This is a genomic window from Qipengyuania qiaonensis (assembly GCF_019711515.1).
Classification (GTDB): domain Bacteria; phylum Pseudomonadota; class Alphaproteobacteria; order Sphingomonadales; family Sphingomonadaceae; genus Qipengyuania; species Qipengyuania qiaonensis.
This window is the reverse complement of record NZ_JAIGNO010000004.1, coordinates 258,404-274,606: the sequence shown is the minus strand read 5'-3', so window position 1 is coordinate 274,606 and position 16,203 is coordinate 258,404. Positions and strand designations below refer to the sequence as shown.

Sequence of the window (16,203 nt, the reverse complement as noted above, 5' to 3'; positions counted from 1 at the left end):
GTGCCTTAACGCAGGCGTCCCTTCAACTTCGCTTTCTTGATCAGGTCGCCATACTGGTGCGCCAGGAGATGCGACTGGATCTGGCTGATGGTGTCCACCGTCACATTGACCACGATCAACAGGCTGGTGCCGCCGAGGAACAGCGGTACGCCGGTCTGCGCAATCATGTATTCGGGCAATACGCAGACGATGGTCAGGTAGATCGCGCCGATCACGGTAATGCGGGTCAGGACGTAATCGAGATATTCTTCGGTCCGCTTGCCCGGACGGATGCCGGGGATGAACCCGCCATTCTTCTTCAGATTATCGGCGGTTTCTTCGGGATTGAAGACGATGGCTGTATAGAAGAAGCAGAAGAAGATGATGCCGAGGCCATACAACGCCATGTAGAGTGGCTGGCCGTGCTGGAGATACTGCAGTACCGACTGCAACACACCGCCCGCAGCGGTATCGGTATCGACCGAATTGCCCGCAAACTGAGTGATGGTCAGCGGCAGCAGCAAGAGCGAGCTGGCGAAGATGGGCGGGATGACGCCGGCAGTGTTGAGCTTGAGCGGCAGGTGCGAACGATCCGCCTGCATCATACCGCGCTGGGTGGCACGCTTGGGATACTGGATCAGCAGGCGGCGCTGGGCTCGTTCCATGAAACAGATCACGAGGATGAGGATGACGACCATGGCGATCAGACCGACGATGATACCCGTCGCGATCGAGCCTTCGGAATACCCCGAGCCGAGGTTCGATACGAAGGTCGGGAACTGGGCGACGATGCCGGCCATGATGATCAGCGATACACCGTTGCCGATGCCCCGACTGGTGATCTGTTCACCCAGCCACAGCAGGAACATCGTTCCGCCGACCAGGCTGATGACGGCGCCGATGCGGAACATGACGCCCGGATCCACGACTGCCTGCATGCCGCTCTGCGCGCCGAAGCTTTCCAGGCCCGAAGCCAGGAACCAGCCCTGGATGGCACAGAGGAAAACGGTGCCGTAACGCGTGTACTGATTGAGCTTCTGCCGCCCGACCGTACCCTCTTTCTTGAGCGCAGCGAGCGTCGGATGCAGCGCCGCGGCCAGCTGCACGACGATGGAAGCGGTGATGTAGGGCATGACGCCGAGCGCGATGAGACTCATGCGCTCAAGGCTGCCGCCCGAGAATGTGTTGAACAGGTCGAGGATCCCGCCCCGCGTCTGGTCGTAGAGATCGCTCAGGATCAGCGGATTCACGCCGGGCAGCGGCACGAAGCTGAGGAAGCGGAACACGATCAGGGCCCCGATGGTGAACCAGATGCGGTTCTTCAGCTCGGTAGCCTTGGAGAAGTTTGCGAGGCTCAGATTGCTCGCGATATTGTCGGCGCGTGATGCCATGGGAATCTGTTCAATCCTGAATTGGCGCCGGTCCCTCCCGGCACAGGAAGGCTAGATAGGGAGCAGGGGACGGAATGTCGAACCCCGCCCCCTGAATTTTCCCGCTTACTTTGCCTTCTTCGCCTTGTTGGCTTCGGCGCGAGCAGCCTTCTTCTCGTGCTCGGGCTTGTCGGCAGCGATCACTTCGACCTTGCCGCCGGCCTTCTCGACTGCCTCGATGGCGCCCTTCGAGGCACCGGCAACCTTGAAGCTGACCTTGGTCTTGAGTTCACCCTTGCCGAGCAGGCGGACGCCATCCTTGCCACCGCGTGCAAGGCCAGCAGCCTGCAGCGCTTCGTGGTCGAGCACGCCCTTGGCGTCGAGCTTCTTGGCATCGATGAACTTCTGCACCATGCCGATGTTCACTTCGGCATAATCCTTGCCGAACGGATTGTTGAAGCCGCGCTTCGGCAGACGCATGTGCAGCGGCATCTGGCCGCCTTCGAAGCCCTTGATGGCCACGCCCGAACGGCTCTTCTGGCCCTTCTGGCCGCGCCCGCCGGTCTTGCCCTTGCCCGAGCCGATGCCACGGCCGACACGGATGCGGCCCTTGCGTGCGCCGGAATTGTCGCGGATATCATTCAGTTTCATAGTGCACTCGCTTTCGCTTTTGTTCGCGCTGTCAGGGAAGCCGCGCCCGTTACACGTGCAGCCCACCATTGTCACGGTCTTTCTGCGGCGTCTTCGCTGAAGCGCAAAATTCATCGACATCGTTTCGATTTGAAGGCCGAGCGTCCGAAACGCCGTGGCTCTATTCCGCATGACTTTCCCGGAGAGATGGGCTCGCCGTAAAGATTGCCCGCCTCGCCGCAATCGATCGTCGGCACCTTGCGAATTTCCGCTGCAGCGTGTCGCAAGCAGCACAAAGGTGCCCTGAGCGACCGTTCGCGGCCACAATTGCCGCGCGCCGATCTCAGCAAAGCAACATAACCGGGCAAAAGGAAGTCGGAAATGAAGGTTCTTGGCATTGGATGGGCGAAGACCGGCACGACCAGCCTCGGCAATGCGCTCAAGCTGTTGGGGTATAATCACAAGTCCCAGGACCTTCCGCTGGTTTCCTATCTGCGCACAAGCGAAGAGGAGCGGATCTACGAGCTGGCGAAGCAGTACGATTCCTTCGAAGATTGGCCCTGGCTGCTGCTCTATCGTCAGTTCGACGAGCGTTTCCCGGGCACCAAGTTCATCCTCACCCTGCGAGATTCCGAGAGCTGGATCATCAGCTACCGCAAGCAGCTGGCACGTTCCAATCAGGGTCAGCAGGCAAGCGAGTGGCGCAGCAAGCTCTATGACCTACCGTTTCCGAACGTAACCGACCGGCAGCTTATCGATCGATACGAGCGGCACATCACGGATGTCCGCGCCTATTTCGCGGACCGGCCAGATGATCTGCTCATGGTGAACTGGGCTAAGGGCGATGGCTGGGCAGAGCTGTGCGGTTTCCTAGGCAAGCCAGTGCCGAACGTGCCCTTTCCGCACGCCAACGTGGCGCCGCGATTCCCGACCCTGCGGCGACTGGCTCGGCCTTTGAAGCGGGCGATCGGAATGCGCTGAGCTTCGCCGCAAGCCCGGTACATTGCGCATAAAAAACCCCGGCGCACAGGCCGGGGTTTCGATTCTCGGGAACGGGTCGCTTAGTCGACCACAGTCACCAGATGCGGGATCTTGGCGATCGCGCCGCGCACCTCGGGGGTGTCCTGGCGTTCGACGATCTTGTGCATCTTGTTCAGCCCCAGACCGATGAGGATCTGGCGCTGGCTTTCGGGGCGGCGGATCGGTGAACCGATCTGCTTGATCTTGATGGTGTTCTTCTTGTCAGCCATCGATCTTACTCCGCAATAGCCGCAGCGTCGGCTTCAGCCTCTGCCGCCGAAGCGCCACCACGGCCGAGCAGGTCGGCGACCTTCTTGCCGCGACGCTGGGCAACCGACTTCGGCGAAGTCTGGTCCTGCAGCGCGTCGAAGGTGGCGCGGATCATGTTGTAGGGGTTCGAAGTGCCGACCGACTTGGTCACCACGTCGGCAACGCCGAGGCTTTCGAACACGGCACGCATCGGACCACCGGCGATGATGCCGGTACCCGGAGGCGCGGTGCGCACGGTAACCTTGCCGGCACCGAAGTGGCCCTTGCCGTCGTGATGGAGGGTGCGGCCCTCCTTCAGCGCGACGCGGATCATCTTCTTGCGGGCAGCGGCGGTCGCCTTGCTGATCGCTTCAGGCACTTCGCGAGCCTTGCCCTTGCCGAAGCCGACGCGGCCCTGGCCATCGCCGACAACCACGAGCGCAGCGAAACCGAAGCGCTTACCGCCCTTCACCGTCTTGCTGACGCGGTTGATGTGGACGAGCTTCTCGATGATGCCGTCGTCTTCTTCCTCGCGCTGGCGACGATCGTCGCGACGACCGCGACCACGGCCACGGCCGCCTTCGCGATTGCCACCACGGCCACGGCCTTGGCGGGGCTGACCTTCGTCACCCTGGGCGGCCGACTGGTTGTCGGATGCTTCGGAAGGCGCGTCGGCAACTGCCGGCTGTTCGGTGGTCACCGCGGTTTCCGTTTCCGCGGTCACGGTTTCTTCGTTCTTGTTTTCGTCAGCCATCATCAGAACTCCAGCCCGCCTTCGCGGGCGGCGTCGGCCAGCGCCTTGACGCGACCATGGAACAGGAAGCCGCCGCGATCGAACACGACGGTCGTGACGCCGGCCTTCTTGGCAGCGGCAGCGATATCGCTACCGACCTTCTTGGCAGCATCGACATTGGCACCCGAGCCCTTCACACCCAGCGTCGAGGCGGCGGCAACGGTCTTGCCGGCAGCGTCGTCGATGATCTGCGCGTAGATGTGCTTGCCGGTGCGGTGCACCGACAGGCGGGGCTTGCCGCCCGACACGTTGCGGAGCGCGGTGCGGACGCGGCGACGGCGGCGTTCAAAGAGAGAGAGCTTTGCCATCTTACTTCTTCTTCCCTTCCTTGCGGAAGATATACTCGCCGCGGTACTTGATGCCCTTGCCCTTATAGGGCTCGGGCTTGCGCCAGCGACGGACTTCGGCGGCAAACTGGCCAACGGCCTGCTTGTCGATGCCGGAAATCTCCACGGTGGTCTGGTCCGGGGTCTTCACCTCGAGACCTTCGGGAACATCGAGGTCCACATCGTGCGAATAGCCGAGCTGAAGCTTGAGCTTCTTGCCCTGCGCCTGCGCACGATAGCCGACACCGGTAATCTCGAGGACCTTGGTGAAACCTTCGGTGACACCTTCGACCAGGTTCGAAACCAGCGTACGCTGCATGCCCCAGTGGTTGCGGGCTGCGCGTGTATCGTTAGCCGGCTTGACCGAGATCTCGCCGTCTTCCAGCTTGTACTCGATCAGGTCGGACAGACCCATTGCGAGAGCGCCCTTGGGGCCCTTCACATTGAGCGTGTCGCCTTCGATATTGGCGGTGACCCCGCTTGGGATCGCCACCGGCCTTTTGCCGATGCGGCTCATCAGAACACCTCCGCCAGCACTTCGCCGCCGACGTTCTCCGTGCGTGCTTCGGCATCCGAAAGCACGCCCTTCGGCGTCGAGACGATGGTGATGCCGAGACCGTTGCGCACGACCGGGAGTTCCTTGGAACCCGAATAGACGCGGCGGCCTGGCTTGGAGACGCGGGCGACATGCTTGATCGCAGGTTCGCCTTCGAAATATTTCAGTTCGATCCGCAGCGCGGGATGCTTGCCCGAAGAATCTTCGCTGTAGCCACGGATGTAGCCTTCGCGCTGGAGCACTTCGAGGACGTTTGCACGCAGCTTCGACGCGGGCGAAAGGACGCTGTCCTTCTTCGCGCGCTGGCCGTTGCGGATGCGGGTGAGCATATCACCCAGGGGATCGGTCATAGCCATCTGTCTTTACCTCACCAGCTCGACTTGGTCAGGCCTGGGATCAGGCCCTTGTTGCCGAGATCGCGCAGTTCGATGCGGTTGAGGCCGAACTTGCGGTAATAGCCGCGCGGGCGGCCGGTGGTGGAGCAGCGGTTGCGCACTCGGGTCGGGTTCGCATTGCGCGGCAACTCAGCCATCTTGAGGCGAGCGATCAGACGCTCCCCTTCATCGAGACTTTCATCGTTCGCGATAGCTTTCAGCTTCGCGTACTTGTCCGCATACTGCTTGACGAGCTTCTTGCGACGCTCGTTCTTGTTGATCGAACTCAGTTTCGCCATTGGACTTAAGTTCCTCTACTAGCGGCTCACGCCGCCTCCTTCTCTTCCGACTTTTCAGCCGGGAACGGGAAACCGAACAGCTTCAGAAGCTCGCGAGCTTCCTCGTCGGTTTTCGCCGTCGTGGTTACGATGATGTCCATCCCCCGAACCTTGTCGATCTGATCATAGCTGATCTCGGGGAAGATGATCTGTTCCTTCAGGCCCATGGCATAGTTGCCACGACCGTCGAACGACTTCGGATTGAGGCCACGGAAGTCGCGGATGCGCGGCATGGCCACGGTCACCAGACGATCCATGAACTCGTACATGCGGTCACGCCGCAGAGTTACCTTGCAGCCGATCGGCATGCCTTCGCGCAGCTTGAACTGCGCGATCGACTTCTTGGCCTTGGTGATAACCGGCTTCTGGCCGGCGATCAGCGCCATTTCTTCGGCTGCAGTCTGGACCTTCTTCTTGTCCTGGCTGGCTTCGCCCACGCCCATGTTAAGCGTGATCTTTTCCAGCTTCGGGACTTCGAGACGGTTCTTGTAGCCGAACTTCTCGGTCATCGCCTTGACGATCTGGTCATCATAGCGCTGCTTCATACGGGGTGTGTAATCAGCCATCGATGGTCTCCCCGGACTTCACGGCAACGCGCACCTTCTTGCCGTCCTTCTCTTCGAAACGGACGCGGGTGGGCTTGCCATCCTTCGGATCGGCCAGCGCGACCTTGCTGATGGCCATCGGCGCTTCGAAGCGGTCGATACCACCCTGCGGGTTCTGCTGGGTCGGCTTGCGGTGACGCGCAGCGACGTTGACGCCTTCAACGACGATCTTGCCATCCTTCGGCATGACCTTCGCGACGGTGCCGGTCTTGCCCTTGTCCTTGCCGGACAGGACGACGACGCTGTCACCCTTCTTGATCTTAGCGGCGGCCATTACAGCACCTCCGGAGCAAGCGAGATGATCTTCATGAAGCCGCGGCCGCGCAGTTCGCGCACCACCGGGCCGAAGATACGGGTGCCGATCGGCTCCTCGCTCTTGTTCACGAGCACCGCGGCATTGCTGTCGAAGCGGATCACGCTGCCATCGGGGCGGCGGACATCCTTCTTCGTGCGCACGATGACGGCGCGATGGACATCGCCCTTCTTCACTTTGGTACGCGGCTGGGCTTCCTTGACGGAAACCACGATCACGTCGCCCACGGAAGCAGTCCGGCGCTTCGAGCCGCCCAGTACCTTGATGCACTGGACGCGCTTGGCGCCGCTGTTGTCCGCGACGTCGAGATTGGATTGCATCTGGATCATCGATCCGGTTCCTTCTCAATGGCTTGCCGGGACGATTGCCCGGCAGTTCCTACGTCAAACTTGCTCAGTTACCGGCGGCTTCGACTTCGAGGTCAGCCTCGACAGCCTGCGTGCCACCTGCGGTAACGCGATCGATCACCTGCCAGGTCTTGGTCTTGGAAATCGGCTTGGTTTCTTCGATGCGCACGACGTCGCCGAGCGTGAACTCGTTCTTCTCGTCATGGGCATGGTACTTCTTCGAACGGCGAATGATCTTTCCGTAGAGGGGATGCTTCACCTTACGTTCGACGAGCACGGTAACGGTCTTGTCGGTCTTGTCGGAGGTGACGGTCCCGATCAGAATACGCTTGGGCATGGTCTACTCCTTAAGCCTTCGCTTCGGCCGAGCGCGAACGCTCGCCCTGCAGCGTTTTGATCTTCGCGATCGTGCGGCGAACCTCGCGGATGCGGGCCGGGGCCTCGAGCTGGTTCGTCGCCGCCTGGAAGCGGAGGTTGAACTGCTCGCGCTTCAGCGTGGTCAGCTCTTCGGCCAGCTGGTCGTCCGACTTCTGGCGCAGGTCTTCAGTCTTGGCCATCATTCGCCTCCGAGGTGCGAGGTGTCGCCCAGACGGGCAACGACCTTGGTCTTGATCGGCAGCTTCATCGCTGCGCGCTCGAACGCTTCGGCGGCCAGCGGTCCGGCAACGCCGTCGAGTTCGAACAGGATACGGCCCGGCTTCACGCGCGCAGCCCAGTATTCGATCGAACCCTTGCCCTTACCCTGACGGACTTCGGCAGGCTTCTTCGACACCGGCACGTCGGGGAAGACGCGGATCCAGAGACGGCCCTGACGCTTGATATGGCGAGTGATCGCACGACGCGCAGCTTCGATCTGGCGCGCGGTGATCCGCTCCGGTTCCATCGCCTTCAGGCCATAGGACCCGAAGTTCAGCGTGGTGCCGCCCTTGGCATTGCCATGGATCTTGCCCTTGAACGCCTTGCGGTACTTGGTTTTCTTCGGTTGCAGCATGGTTCTTTCCTAATCCTGCAATCAGCGCGCCGGACGGACGCCAGAGGTCTGGGCTTCCATCATGAGGCGGTCCTGGGCGGTCGGGTCGTGCGCCATGATCTCGCCCTTGAAGATCCAGCACTTGATGCCGATGATCCCGTAAGCGGTGAGCGCTTCGGCTTCCGCGTAGTCGATGTTGGCGCGCAGCGTGTGCAGCGGCACGCGGCCTTCGCGATACCATTCGACGCGGGCGATCTCGGCACCGCCAAGACGGCCGCCGCAGGTGATCTTGATGCCTTCCGCACCGAGGCGGAGAGCCGACTGCACCGCGCGCTTCATGGCACGACGGAAGGCGACACGGCGGATCAGCTGATCGGCGATACCCTGGGCGACGAGCTTGGCATCGATTTCCGGTTTGCGGATCTCGACGATGTTCAGCTTCACTTCGCTTTCGGTCATCTTCGACAGCTTGGCGCGCAGCTTCTCGATGTCCGCACCCTTCTTGCCGATGATCACACCGGGACGGGCTGCGTAGATCGAGATACGGCACAGCTTGGCCGGACGCTCGATCACCACCTTCGAGATCGCGGCCTGCGGCAGCGTATCGACGATATACTTGCGGATTTCGACGTCTTCGCTGAGCAGCTTGGCGTAGTCGCGCCCTTCAGCGTACCAGCGGCTGTCCCAGGTGCGGTTGATCTGCAGGCGCAGACCGATCGGGTTGCTCTTGTGGCCCATCTTACGCCTCTTCCTGCTCGCGGACGACGATGCGCAGGCGGCTGAACGGCTTCAGGATGCGCGTCGACTTTCCGCGGCCACGGGTGTGGAACCGCTTCATCGTGATCGACTTGCCCACCGAAGCCTCGGCAACGACCAGTGCGTCGACATCGAGGTTGTGGTTGTTTTCCGCATTGGCGATCGCCGAAGCGAGAACCTTGCTGGCGTCACGCGCCATCGCCTTCTTCGAGAAAGCGAGGATGTTCATGGCCTCTTCGGCCTTCTTGCCGCGGATCAGGCCGGCGACGAGGTTGAGCTTCTGCGCCGAACCACGGATCGTGGTCCCGACGGCCAGCGCCTCGTTGTCGGCTACGCGACGGGGTGCCTTCTGCTTGCTCATCAGCGCTTACCCTTCTTGTCGGCGGCGTGACCCGGGAAGGTCCGCGTGGGAGCGAATTCGCCGAGCTTGTGGCCGACCATCTCTTCCGAAACGGAGACCGGGATGAACTTGTGACCGTTGTAGACGTTGAACGTCAGACCAACGAACTGCGGCAGGATGGTGGAACGGCGCGACCAGGTCTTGATCGGCTTGGCGCCACCGGCGTCCTGGGCGGTCTCTGCCTTCTTGAGAAGGCTGAGCTCGACGAACGGACCTTTCCAGACGGAACGAGCCATGTCGGATTACCTCTTCTTCTTCGCGTGGCGCGAACGGATGATCATCTTGTCCGTCTGCTTGTTGTTGCGGGTCCGGGCGCCCTTGGTCGGCTTGCCCCACGGAGTGACCGGGTGACGGCCACCGCTGGTGCGGCCTTCACCACCACCATGCGGGTGGTCGACCGGGTTCTTGGCGACACCACGGGTGAGCGGCTTGATGCCCATCCAGCGACGACGGCCGGCCTTGCCCAGGTTCTGGTTCTGGTTGTCCGGGTTCGACACGGCACCGACGGTGCCCATGCAGTCGGCGCGCAGATAACGCTGCTCGCCGCTGTTGAGGCGCACGATGACCATGCCGCGGTCACGGCCGACCAGTTGGACATAGGAGCCTGCGGCGCGGGCGATCTGGCCGCCCTTGCCCGGCTTCATCTCCACGTTGTGGCAGATCGTCCCGACCGGCATCTGGCCAAGCAGCATGGCATTGCCGGGCTTGGTGTCGCACTTCTCGCCAGCGATGACCTTGTCGCCGACAGCAAGACGCTGCGGCGCGAGGATGTAGGCCAGCTCGCCGTCTTCGTACTTCACCAGCGCGATGAACGCCGTGCGGTTCGGGTCGTATTCGAGCCGCTCGACAGTACCTTCGACGTCCCATTTGCGACGCTTGAAGTCGACATAGCGGTATTTCTGCTTGTGGCCGCCAGCCATGCCGCGCGAGGTGACATGACCCTTGTTGTTACGGCCACCGGTCTTGCGCTTGCCTTCGACAAGCGACTTGACCGGCTTGCCCTTGTAGAGGCCCGATTTGTCGACGAGGATTAGGCCGCGACGGCCCGGACTCGTGGGTTTGTAGTTCTTGAGTGCCATTTTATATCTGCCCTCAGATACCGCTGGTGACGTCGATGGGCTTACTGTCGGCAGTAAGCGTCACGATCGCCTTCTTCATGTCGGTGCGCTTGTAGGGCTTGCCCTTCCAGCGCTTCGTCTTGCCTTTAACGACAACGGTATTCACGTTCGCAACGGTCGCACCGAAGATGGCCTCGATCGCTTCCTTGATCTGCGGCTTGGTGGCGGTGTTCGCGACCTTGAAGACCACGGCGTTGTGTTCCGACGCCAGGGTAGCCTTCTCGGTAATGTGCGGCGCGAGCACGACGTCGTAGTGACGTGCTTCAACTTCCTGCTTCTTAGCCATTGAAACGGGCCTCCAGCTTTTCGACCGCGTCCTTGGTGAGGACCAGCGTGTCGTGCTTCAGGATGTCGTAGACGTTGGCACCCACGGCCGGCAGCACGTTGACGCCGGGGATGTTGCGAGCAGCCTTGCTGAAACCGTCATTGACGCTTTCGCCATCGATCACGAGGACCTTGCCGCTCCAACCGTTCTTGCCGAAGGTTGCGACAAGAGCCTTCGTCTTGGCGTCCTTGAGCTCTAGGCTGTCGACGATCACAAGACCGTCTTTCGCCTTGGTCGACAGGGCCATCTTGAGACCAAGAGCGCGAACCTTCTTGTTCAGCGACTGCTCGAAATCACGCTTGCGCGCACCATGGGCCTTGCCGCCACCGATGAAGATCGGAGCGCCACGGTCGCCGTGACGAGCCGTGCCGCCGCCCTTCTGGCGACCCCACTTCTTGCCGGTGCGAGCAACGTCCGAACGCTCGCGCGTCGGCCGGGCAGTGCCGCGGCGGTTCTCGAGCTGCCAGGTGACAACGCGATGCAGGATGTCGGCGCGTGGCTCGACCCCGAACACGTCATCGTTCAGCTCGATGTCGCCCGACGCCTTGCCGTCGATTTTCTGGACCTTCACCTTCACGGATCAGCCCTCCTTGTTCTCGTCCGAGCCAGTGTCGGCTGCGGGCGTATCGGTGGTGGTTTCGGTTTCGACACCGGCTTCCTGCTCCTTCAGCAGCTTTTCCTGCTGTTCGGCGGAAATTTCCGTGCCGACTTCGTGCTCGGCTGCGCTCTCGACCAGACCTGCATCAGCTTCCTGATGCTCGAACTCTTCGCGGTTGCGATACATCACACCCGGGAACGGCAGTTCGGCATGGTCGATCTTGACGGCGTCCTTGACCAGCAGCCAGCCGTTCTTCGCACCCGGGACGGAGCCCTTGACGAAAAGCAGTCCGCGATCGGCATCAGTACGGACGATCTCGAGGTTCTGCTGGGTGCGCTGACGATCGCCCATATGGCCGGCCATCTTCTTGCCCTTGAACACGCGGCCCGGATCCTGGCGGTTACCCGTCGAACCGTGCGAACGGTGCGAGAGCGAAACACCGTGGGTGGCACGAAGGCCGCCGAAGCCCCAACGCTTCATGGCACCGGCAAAGCCTTTACCCTGGGTGTGACCGGTGATGTCGACCTTCTGGCCGGCAATGAAGTGCTCGGCCGAAATGCGGGCACCGACGGGAAGCAGGGCCTCCTGGGTGTCGACGCGGAATTCGGCGACCTTCATCTTCAGCGGAACTTCGGCCTTGGCGAAGGCTTCACGCTGCGGTTTGTTCACGTTCTTCTGCTTGGCCTCGCCCGACCCGACCTGGACCGCGAAGTACCCATCGCGATCTTCCGTACGGTGAGCGGTGACCTGGCAATTTTCCAGCGCAAGAACGGTGACCGGCACGTGCCGACCGTCCTCCTGGAAGAGGCGGGTCATCCCGACTTTCTTTGCGATAACGCCAGTGCGCATCGTAAAACTCCTAAACAGAGGCACCCCGGCCCATCCGAGGTGCTTGCCAGCCCATTTTGTGATGCGTCGCCCCGTCCGGGCTGAGTGCCACCGCAGCTTTGCAAAGCCTTGGCAGCGAGACGGGGGACGCAGACCCGGATCAGATCCGGCGGTATCCCGATGTCTTGCCTGATCTTGCGATCCGGCGGGGCTATCGAGCGCCCCTTAACTTCCCTGCCCGCTTTAGAGTCCGGCAGGAGGACTGAAACGTGGTCGCGGATTAGGCGAGCTTGATTTCCACGTTCACACCCGCAGCAAGGTCGAGCTTCATCAGCGCGTCGACGGTCTGGGCGTTGGGCTGCACGATGTCGAGCAGCCGCTTGTAGGTGCGCACCTCGAACTGCTCGCGCGACTTCTTGTCGATGTGCGGGCCGCGGTTCACGGTGAACTTCTCGATACGCGTCGGCATGGGAATGGGGCCGCGAATAAGTGCACCCGTACGACGCGCGGTGTCTGCGATTTCACCAGTTGCCTGGTCGAGAACGCGATGGTCGAACGCCTTGAGGCGAATGCGGATATTCTGAGCTTCCATTACCTACACCGATGCGAAAGAGCCAATGGACCGTTTCCGATCCACAAAAAAGAAAGGCCAGCCCCGCTGGTACCGGTTTCCCGGAACGGGCGACCTTTCATGAATTCGTTATGTTCGAGGACGAATCCCCGTCTGTGGGCGCGCATATACGGGTGAGAGTCGAATCTGGCAACCCCTCAATTCCGGCAAGTTTAGTATGACGGAATATGACAAGGTAAACAGCGCGACAGCCCGGTCTGGTGCCCTCATAAATAGCGAAGGCCCGCCCCTCTTGAAGAGGAGCGGGCCGACGTTTTCAGTTCGCGAAAAGACGCTTACTTGGTGATCGAGCTCACAACGCCCGAGCCGACGGTGCGGCCACCTTCGCGGATCGCGAAACGCAGACCTTCGTCCATAGCGATCGGCGCAATCAGCTTGACCGAGATGGTCACGTTGTCGCCCGGCATCACCATTTCGGTGCCTTCGGGAAGGATCACTTCGCCGGTCACGTCGGTGGTGCGGAAGTAGAACTGCGGACGGTAGTTGGCAAAGAACGGCGTGTGACGGCCGCCTTCGTCCTTCGACAGGACGTAGACTTCGGCACTGAATTCGGTGTGCGGCGTAACCGAACCCGGCTTCGCCAGTACCTGGCCACGCTCGACGTCTTCACGGCCGACACCGCGGATCAGGGCACCGATATTGTCGCCGGCTTCACCGCGATCGAGCAGCTTGCGGAACATTTCGACACCCGTGACGGTGGTCTTGGCGGTGTCCTTGATACCGACGATTTCGACTTCGTCGCCAACGTTCACAATGCCGGTTTCGACACGACCGGTGACGACCGTACCGCGACCCGAGATCGAGAACACGTCTTCGATCGGCATGAGGAACGGCTTGTCGACCGGACGGTCCGGGGTCGGAATGTACTCGTCAACGGCAGCCATAAGCTCCTTGATCGAGTTTTCGCCGATTTCCGGATCGCGACCTTCGAGAGCGGCCAGAGCCGAACCCTTGATGATCGGAATGTTGTCGCCATCGAAGTCGTACGAGCTCAGCAGTTCGCGAACTTCCAGTTCGACGAGTTCGAGGATTTCCTCGTCGTCGACCTGATCGACCTTGTTCATGTACACGACCAGCTGCGGAACGCCGACCTGGCGTGCAAGCAGGATGTGTTCACGGGTCTGCGGCATCGGGCCGTCGGCGGCGTTCACGACCAGGATCGCGCCGTCCATCTGAGCGGCACCGGTGATCATGTTCTTCACGTAGTCGGCGTGGCCCGGGCAGTCGACGTGCGCATAGTGACGGTTGTCGGTTTCGTATTCGACGTGCGCGGTCGAGATGGTGATGCCGCGCTCACGCTCTTCCGGAGCCTTGTCGATGTTTGCGAAATCGACGGCTGCGCCCTGAACCTTGGTGATCGCCGCGGTCAGCGTGGTCTTGCCGTGGTCGACGTGACCGATGGTGCCGACATTGACGTGCGGCTTGTTACGCTCGAACTTTTCCTTCGCCATTTTGAAATAACCTCTGTCTTAAAATTGGGATTTCTGCGGGGAGGATGCGGCGCCCGCTGAATCAGGCGCCGCCCCTAGACCTCAAAGCTGGCTTACGCAAGCTTCTCCTTGACTTCCTGCGCGACGTTCGCCGGCACTTCGTCGTAGTGACTGAACTGCATCGAGTACTGCGCGCGACCCTGGGTGAACGAGCGCAGTTCGTTGACGTAACCGAACATGTTGGCCAGCGGCACATTGGCCTCGACCACCTGGGCGTTGCCGCGGCTGTCGGTGCCCTGGATCTGACCACGGCGGCTATTGAGGTCGCCGATGACGTCGCCGAGGTAATCCTCGGGGGTCACGACCTCGACCTTCATGATCGGCTCGAGCAGCTTGATACCCGAACGGTCGGCCACTTCGCGCATCGCACCGCGACCGGCGATCTCGAACGCGATCGCGCTCGAGTCGACGTCGTGGTACGCACCGTCATACAGCGTCACCGTGAAGTCGATGATCGGGAAGCCGACGAGGTGACCACTTTCGGCCTGTTCGCGGAAACCCTTCTCGATCGCCGGGATGTATTCCTTCGGAATATTGCCGCCCTTGATCTCGTCCTGGAAGAGAAAGCCCTGGCCGCGCTCACCCGGCTCGACCTTCACCTTCACGCGGCCGAACTGACCCGAACCACCCGACTGCTTCTTGTGGGTGTAGTCGACATCGACCGGCTTGCCGAGATATTCGCGGTAGGCGACCTGCGGCGCACCCACATTGGCCTCGACCTTGAACTCGCGCTTCATGCGATCGACGAGGATGTCGAGGTGAAGCTCGCCCATGCCCTTGATGATCGTCTGACCGCTTTCGTGGTCGGTCGTGACGCGGAAGCTCGGATCCTCGGCAGCGAGGCGGTTGAGCGCAACGCCCATCTTTTCCTGGTCGGCCTTGGTCTTGGGTTCCACCGACAGTTCGATAACCGGCTCGGGGAATTCCATGCGCTCGAGGATGATCGGCGCGGAGGACGCGCACAGCGTGTCGCCCGTCGTCGTTTCTTTGAGACCTGCAATCGCAACGATATCTCCGGCAAATGCTTCATCGATGTCCTCGCGGTTGTTCGAGTGCATCAGCAGCATGCGGCCGATCTTTTCCTTCTTCTCCTTCACCGAATTCAGTACCGAACCCTTGGCGAGCTGGCCCGAATAGATACGGGTGAAGGTGAGCGAGCCGACGAACGGGTCGTTCATGATCTTGAAGGCCAGCGCGGCGAAAGGCGCATCGTCCGAGGACGGACGAGTGTCTTCTTCCAAGCTCTCGGGCTTAACGCCCTTGATGGCCGGAACGTCGAGCGGGCTCGGCATGTAGTCGACCACGGCGTCGAGCAGCGGCTGAACGCCCTTGTTCTTGAACGCCGAGCCGCACAGCACGGGCACGAAAGCGCGGTCCATGGTGCCTTTGCGGATCAGCTTCTTGAGCGTCGCCGCGTCGGGGGCTTCACCTTCGAGATAGGCTTCCATGACATCGTCGTCCTGCTCGACGGCGGTCTCGATCAGCTTTTCGCGATATTCGGCGGCCTTGTCGGCCAGGTCCGCGGGGATGTCGACGTAGTTGAACGTCGCGCCGAGGCCGTCGTCTTCCCAGACGATGCCGCGGTTATTGACGAGGTCGACCACGCCCTTGAGGTCGCTTTCCGCGCCGATCGGGAGATAGAGCACCAGCGGGATCGCGCCGAGGCGGTCGATGATCGACTGGACGCAATAATAGAAATCGGCGCCGGTGCGGTCGAGCTTGTTGATGAAGCACATCCGGGGGACGCCGTACTTGTCGGCCTGCCGCCAGACGGTTTCGGATTGGGGTTCCACCCCGGCAACTCCATCAAAAACCGCCACCGCGCCGTCGAGCACGCGCAGCGAGCGTTCGACTTCGATAGTGAAGTCGACGTGTCCGGGCGTGTCGATGATGTTGATGCGGTGCTTGGGGCCCTGACCGTCTTCGGCCGACCAGAAGGTGGTCGTGGCAGCCGAGGTGATGGTGATGCCGCGTTCCTGCTCCTGCTCCATCCAGTCCATGGTCGCGGCGCCGTCATGGACTTCGCCGATCTTGTAGGACTTGCCGGTGTAGTAGAGGATACGCTCGGTCGTGGTGGTCTTGCCTGCATCGATGTGGGCCATGATGCCGATATTGCGGTACCGCTCCAGCGGATATTCGCGAGCCATGTGGATTTCCTCGGGTTTCGGGGTTGGCAGGAAGCCCGCC

At 61.5% G+C, this 16,203-nt stretch carries 25 protein-coding genes; 1 reads left to right on the top strand and 24 read right to left on the bottom strand.

Annotation, left to right across the window (positions count from 1 at the left end; all coding sequences use genetic code 11):
• Positions 1-5: 5 nt before the first annotated feature.
• Positions 6-1,370 carry a preprotein translocase subunit SecY gene (gene secY / locus K3174_RS09045; protein WP_221557919.1) on the bottom strand — a complete coding sequence of 455 codons (1,365 nt, stop codon included), beginning with the start codon at positions 1,368-1,370 and terminating at the stop codon, positions 6-8.
• Between the two features lie 105 nt (positions 1,371-1,475).
• Positions 1,476-2,000 (bottom strand): 50S ribosomal protein L15, encoded by a 525-nt coding sequence (gene rplO, locus K3174_RS09040; RefSeq protein ID WP_221557918.1) that lies wholly within the window; start codon positions 1,998-2,000, stop codon positions 1,476-1,478.
• A 360-nt stretch (positions 2,001-2,360) separates the two neighbouring features.
• On the opposite strand from rplO, the gene K3174_RS09035 reads away from it, so the two are divergent.
• A complete protein-coding gene (locus K3174_RS09035; protein ID WP_221557917.1) occupies positions 2,361-2,960 on the top strand; it encodes a sulfotransferase family protein in 600 nt (199 codons plus the stop codon).
• Between the two features lie 80 nt (positions 2,961-3,040).
• Here K3174_RS09035 and rpmD read toward each other — a convergent pair whose 3' ends face one another.
• From rpmD to fusA, 22 genes are all read right to left on the bottom strand, one after another.
• Positions 3,041-3,229, bottom strand: a complete 189-nt coding sequence (gene rpmD / locus K3174_RS09030; protein WP_221557916.1) for a 50S ribosomal protein L30 — start codon at positions 3,227-3,229, stop codon at positions 3,041-3,043.
• A gap of 5 nt (positions 3,230-3,234) precedes the next feature.
• Positions 3,235-4,002: a 30S ribosomal protein S5 gene (gene rpsE, locus K3174_RS09025; protein ID WP_425594430.1), complete on the bottom strand. Its 768-nt coding sequence runs from the start codon at positions 4,000-4,002 to the stop codon at positions 3,235-3,237.
• Positions 4,003-4,004: 2 nt separating this feature from the next.
• Positions 4,005-4,349, bottom strand: coding sequence for a 50S ribosomal protein L18 (gene rplR, locus K3174_RS09020; RefSeq protein WP_221557915.1), 345 nt, complete (start codon positions 4,347-4,349; stop codon positions 4,005-4,007).
• 1 nt (position 4,350) lies between these two features.
• Positions 4,351-4,884 (bottom strand): 50S ribosomal protein L6, encoded by a 534-nt coding sequence (gene rplF / locus K3174_RS09015; protein WP_221557914.1) that lies wholly within the window; start codon positions 4,882-4,884, stop codon positions 4,351-4,353.
• Positions 4,884-5,279: a 30S ribosomal protein S8 gene (gene rpsH, locus K3174_RS09010; RefSeq protein ID WP_221557913.1), complete on the bottom strand. Its 396-nt coding sequence runs from the start codon at positions 5,277-5,279 to the stop codon at positions 4,884-4,886. The genes rplF and rpsH overlap by 1 nt, the downstream gene beginning before the upstream one ends.
• 11 nt (positions 5,280-5,290) lie before the next feature.
• Positions 5,291-5,596 carry a 30S ribosomal protein S14 gene (rpsN, locus tag K3174_RS09005; protein ID WP_103023204.1) on the bottom strand — a complete coding sequence of 102 codons (306 nt, stop codon included), beginning with the start codon at positions 5,594-5,596 and terminating at the stop codon, positions 5,291-5,293.
• 26 nt (positions 5,597-5,622) lie between these two features.
• Entirely contained in the window at positions 5,623-6,201 is a 579-nt protein-coding gene (gene rplE, locus K3174_RS09000; protein ID WP_221557912.1) for a 50S ribosomal protein L5, read from the bottom strand.
• Positions 6,194-6,514: a 50S ribosomal protein L24 gene (gene rplX / locus K3174_RS08995; protein WP_067690109.1), complete on the bottom strand. Its 321-nt coding sequence runs from the start codon at positions 6,512-6,514 to the stop codon at positions 6,194-6,196. The genes rplE and rplX overlap by 8 nt, the downstream gene beginning before the upstream one ends.
• Positions 6,514-6,882, bottom strand: a complete 369-nt coding sequence (gene rplN, locus K3174_RS08990) for a 50S ribosomal protein L14 (RefSeq protein ID WP_067464754.1) — start codon at positions 6,880-6,882, stop codon at positions 6,514-6,516. Before rplN ends, rplX begins: the two co-directional genes overlap by 1 nt.
• 64 nt (positions 6,883-6,946) lie before the next feature.
• The gene (rpsQ, locus tag K3174_RS08985; protein WP_067690112.1) at positions 6,947-7,237 is read right to left on the bottom strand and encodes a 30S ribosomal protein S17; all 291 of its coding nucleotides are present in this window, start codon (positions 7,235-7,237) and stop codon (positions 6,947-6,949) included.
• Between the two features lie 10 nt (positions 7,238-7,247).
• Positions 7,248-7,457 (bottom strand): 50S ribosomal protein L29, encoded by a 210-nt coding sequence (gene rpmC, locus K3174_RS08980; RefSeq protein ID WP_221557981.1) that lies wholly within the window; start codon positions 7,455-7,457, stop codon positions 7,248-7,250.
• Positions 7,457-7,891: a 50S ribosomal protein L16 gene (rplP, locus tag K3174_RS08975; protein ID WP_200980818.1), complete on the bottom strand. Its 435-nt coding sequence runs from the start codon at positions 7,889-7,891 to the stop codon at positions 7,457-7,459. The genes rpmC and rplP overlap by 1 nt, the downstream gene beginning before the upstream one ends.
• A gap of 21 nt (positions 7,892-7,912) precedes the next feature.
• The gene (gene rpsC / locus K3174_RS08970; RefSeq protein WP_221557911.1) at positions 7,913-8,608 is read right to left on the bottom strand and encodes a 30S ribosomal protein S3; all 696 of its coding nucleotides are present in this window, start codon (positions 8,606-8,608) and stop codon (positions 7,913-7,915) included.
• Between the two features lies 1 nt (position 8,609).
• Positions 8,610-8,987 carry a 50S ribosomal protein L22 gene (gene rplV, locus K3174_RS08965; RefSeq protein ID WP_173215000.1) on the bottom strand — a complete coding sequence of 126 codons (378 nt, stop codon included), beginning with the start codon at positions 8,985-8,987 and terminating at the stop codon, positions 8,610-8,612.
• The gene (gene rpsS / locus K3174_RS08960) at positions 8,987-9,262 is read right to left on the bottom strand and encodes a 30S ribosomal protein S19 (protein WP_067464762.1); all 276 of its coding nucleotides are present in this window, start codon (positions 9,260-9,262) and stop codon (positions 8,987-8,989) included. The genes rplV and rpsS overlap by 1 nt, the downstream gene beginning before the upstream one ends.
• A 6-nt stretch (positions 9,263-9,268) precedes the next feature.
• Positions 9,269-10,105: a 50S ribosomal protein L2 gene (gene rplB, locus K3174_RS08955; RefSeq protein WP_221557910.1), complete on the bottom strand. Its 837-nt coding sequence runs from the start codon at positions 10,103-10,105 to the stop codon at positions 9,269-9,271.
• Between the two features lie 13 nt (positions 10,106-10,118).
• Positions 10,119-10,430, bottom strand: a complete 312-nt coding sequence (locus K3174_RS08950; protein WP_221557909.1) for a 50S ribosomal protein L23 — start codon at positions 10,428-10,430, stop codon at positions 10,119-10,121.
• Positions 10,423-11,046 (bottom strand): 50S ribosomal protein L4, encoded by a 624-nt coding sequence (gene rplD, locus K3174_RS08945; RefSeq protein WP_221557908.1) that lies wholly within the window; start codon positions 11,044-11,046, stop codon positions 10,423-10,425. The genes K3174_RS08950 and rplD overlap by 8 nt, the downstream gene beginning before the upstream one ends.
• A 3-nt stretch (positions 11,047-11,049) precedes the next feature.
• The gene (gene rplC, locus K3174_RS08940; protein ID WP_221557907.1) at positions 11,050-11,916 is read right to left on the bottom strand and encodes a 50S ribosomal protein L3; all 867 of its coding nucleotides are present in this window, start codon (positions 11,914-11,916) and stop codon (positions 11,050-11,052) included.
• Between the two features lie 259 nt (positions 11,917-12,175).
• Positions 12,176-12,487, bottom strand: coding sequence for a 30S ribosomal protein S10 (gene rpsJ / locus K3174_RS08935; protein WP_006831877.1), 312 nt, complete (start codon positions 12,485-12,487; stop codon positions 12,176-12,178).
• Between the two features lie 314 nt (positions 12,488-12,801).
• Positions 12,802-13,977, bottom strand: coding sequence for an elongation factor Tu (gene tuf, locus K3174_RS08930; RefSeq protein ID WP_221557906.1), 1,176 nt, complete (start codon positions 13,975-13,977; stop codon positions 12,802-12,804).
• A gap of 92 nt (positions 13,978-14,069) precedes the next feature.
• Positions 14,070-16,163 carry an elongation factor G gene (gene fusA, locus K3174_RS08925; RefSeq protein WP_221557905.1) on the bottom strand — a complete coding sequence of 698 codons (2,094 nt, stop codon included), beginning with the start codon at positions 16,161-16,163 and terminating at the stop codon, positions 14,070-14,072.
• Between the last annotated feature and the right edge of the window lie 40 nt (positions 16,164-16,203).

Coding starts and splice junctions, on each gene's coding strand:
- rplV (WP_173215000.1), bottom strand. CDS start 8,987: ATGAGCAAGCAGAAGGCACCCCGTCGCGTAGCCGACAACGAGGCGCTG.
- rpsJ (WP_006831877.1), bottom strand. CDS start 12,487: ATGGAAGCTCAGAATATCCGCATTCGCCTCAAGGCGTTCGACCATCGC.
- rpsN (WP_103023204.1), bottom strand. CDS start 5,596: ATGGCGAAACTGAGTTCGATCAACAAGAACGAGCGTCGCAAGAAGCTC.
- tuf (WP_221557906.1), bottom strand. CDS start 13,977: ATGGCGAAGGAAAAGTTCGAGCGTAACAAGCCGCACGTCAATGTCGGC.
- fusA (WP_221557905.1), bottom strand. CDS start 16,163: ATGGCTCGCGAATATCCGCTGGAGCGGTACCGCAATATCGGCATCATG.
- rplC (WP_221557907.1), bottom strand. CDS start 11,916: ATGCGCACTGGCGTTATCGCAAAGAAAGTCGGGATGACCCGCCTCTTC.
- secY (WP_221557919.1), bottom strand. CDS start 1,370: ATGGCATCACGCGCCGACAATATCGCGAGCAATCTGAGCCTCGCAAAC.
- rplX (WP_067690109.1), bottom strand. CDS start 6,514: ATGGCCGCCGCTAAGATCAAGAAGGGTGACAGCGTCGTCGTCCTGTCC.
- K3174_RS08950 (WP_221557909.1), bottom strand. CDS start 10,430: ATGGCTAAGAAGCAGGAAGTTGAAGCACGTCACTACGACGTCGTGCTC.
- rplF (WP_221557914.1), bottom strand. CDS start 4,884: ATGAGCCGCATCGGCAAAAGGCCGGTGGCGATCCCAAGCGGGGTCACC.
- rplP (WP_200980818.1), bottom strand. CDS start 7,891: ATGCTGCAACCGAAGAAAACCAAGTACCGCAAGGCGTTCAAGGGCAAG.
- rplR (WP_221557915.1), bottom strand. CDS start 4,349: ATGGCAAAGCTCTCTCTCTTTGAACGCCGCCGTCGCCGCGTCCGCACC.
- rplE (WP_221557912.1), bottom strand. CDS start 6,201: ATGGCTGATTACACACCCCGTATGAAGCAGCGCTATGATGACCAGATC.
- rplB (WP_221557910.1), bottom strand. CDS start 10,105: ATGGCACTCAAGAACTACAAACCCACGAGTCCGGGCCGTCGCGGCCTA.
- rplN (WP_067464754.1), bottom strand. CDS start 6,882: ATGATCCAGATGCAATCCAATCTCGACGTCGCGGACAACAGCGGCGCC.
- rpsC (WP_221557911.1), bottom strand. CDS start 8,608: ATGGGCCACAAGAGCAACCCGATCGGTCTGCGCCTGCAGATCAACCGC.
- rpmC (WP_221557981.1), bottom strand. CDS start 7,457: ATGGCCAAGACTGAAGACCTGCGCCAGAAGTCGGACGACCAGCTGGCC.
- rplO (WP_221557918.1), bottom strand. CDS start 2,000: ATGAAACTGAATGATATCCGCGACAATTCCGGCGCACGCAAGGGCCGC.
- rpsQ (WP_067690112.1), bottom strand. CDS start 7,237: ATGCCCAAGCGTATTCTGATCGGGACCGTCACCTCCGACAAGACCGAC.
- rpsH (WP_221557913.1), bottom strand. CDS start 5,279: ATGGCTATGACCGATCCCCTGGGTGATATGCTCACCCGCATCCGCAAC.
- rpmD (WP_221557916.1), bottom strand. CDS start 3,229: ATGGCTGACAAGAAGAACACCATCAAGATCAAGCAGATCGGTTCACCG.
- K3174_RS09035 (WP_221557917.1), top strand. CDS start 2,361: ATGAAGGTTCTTGGCATTGGATGGGCGAAGACCGGCACGACCAGCCTC.
- rpsS (WP_067464762.1), bottom strand. CDS start 9,262: ATGGCTCGTTCCGTCTGGAAAGGTCCGTTCGTCGAGCTCAGCCTTCTC.
- rpsE (WP_425594430.1), bottom strand. CDS start 4,002: ATGGCTGACGAAAACAAGAACGAAGAAACCGTGACCGCGGAAACGGAA.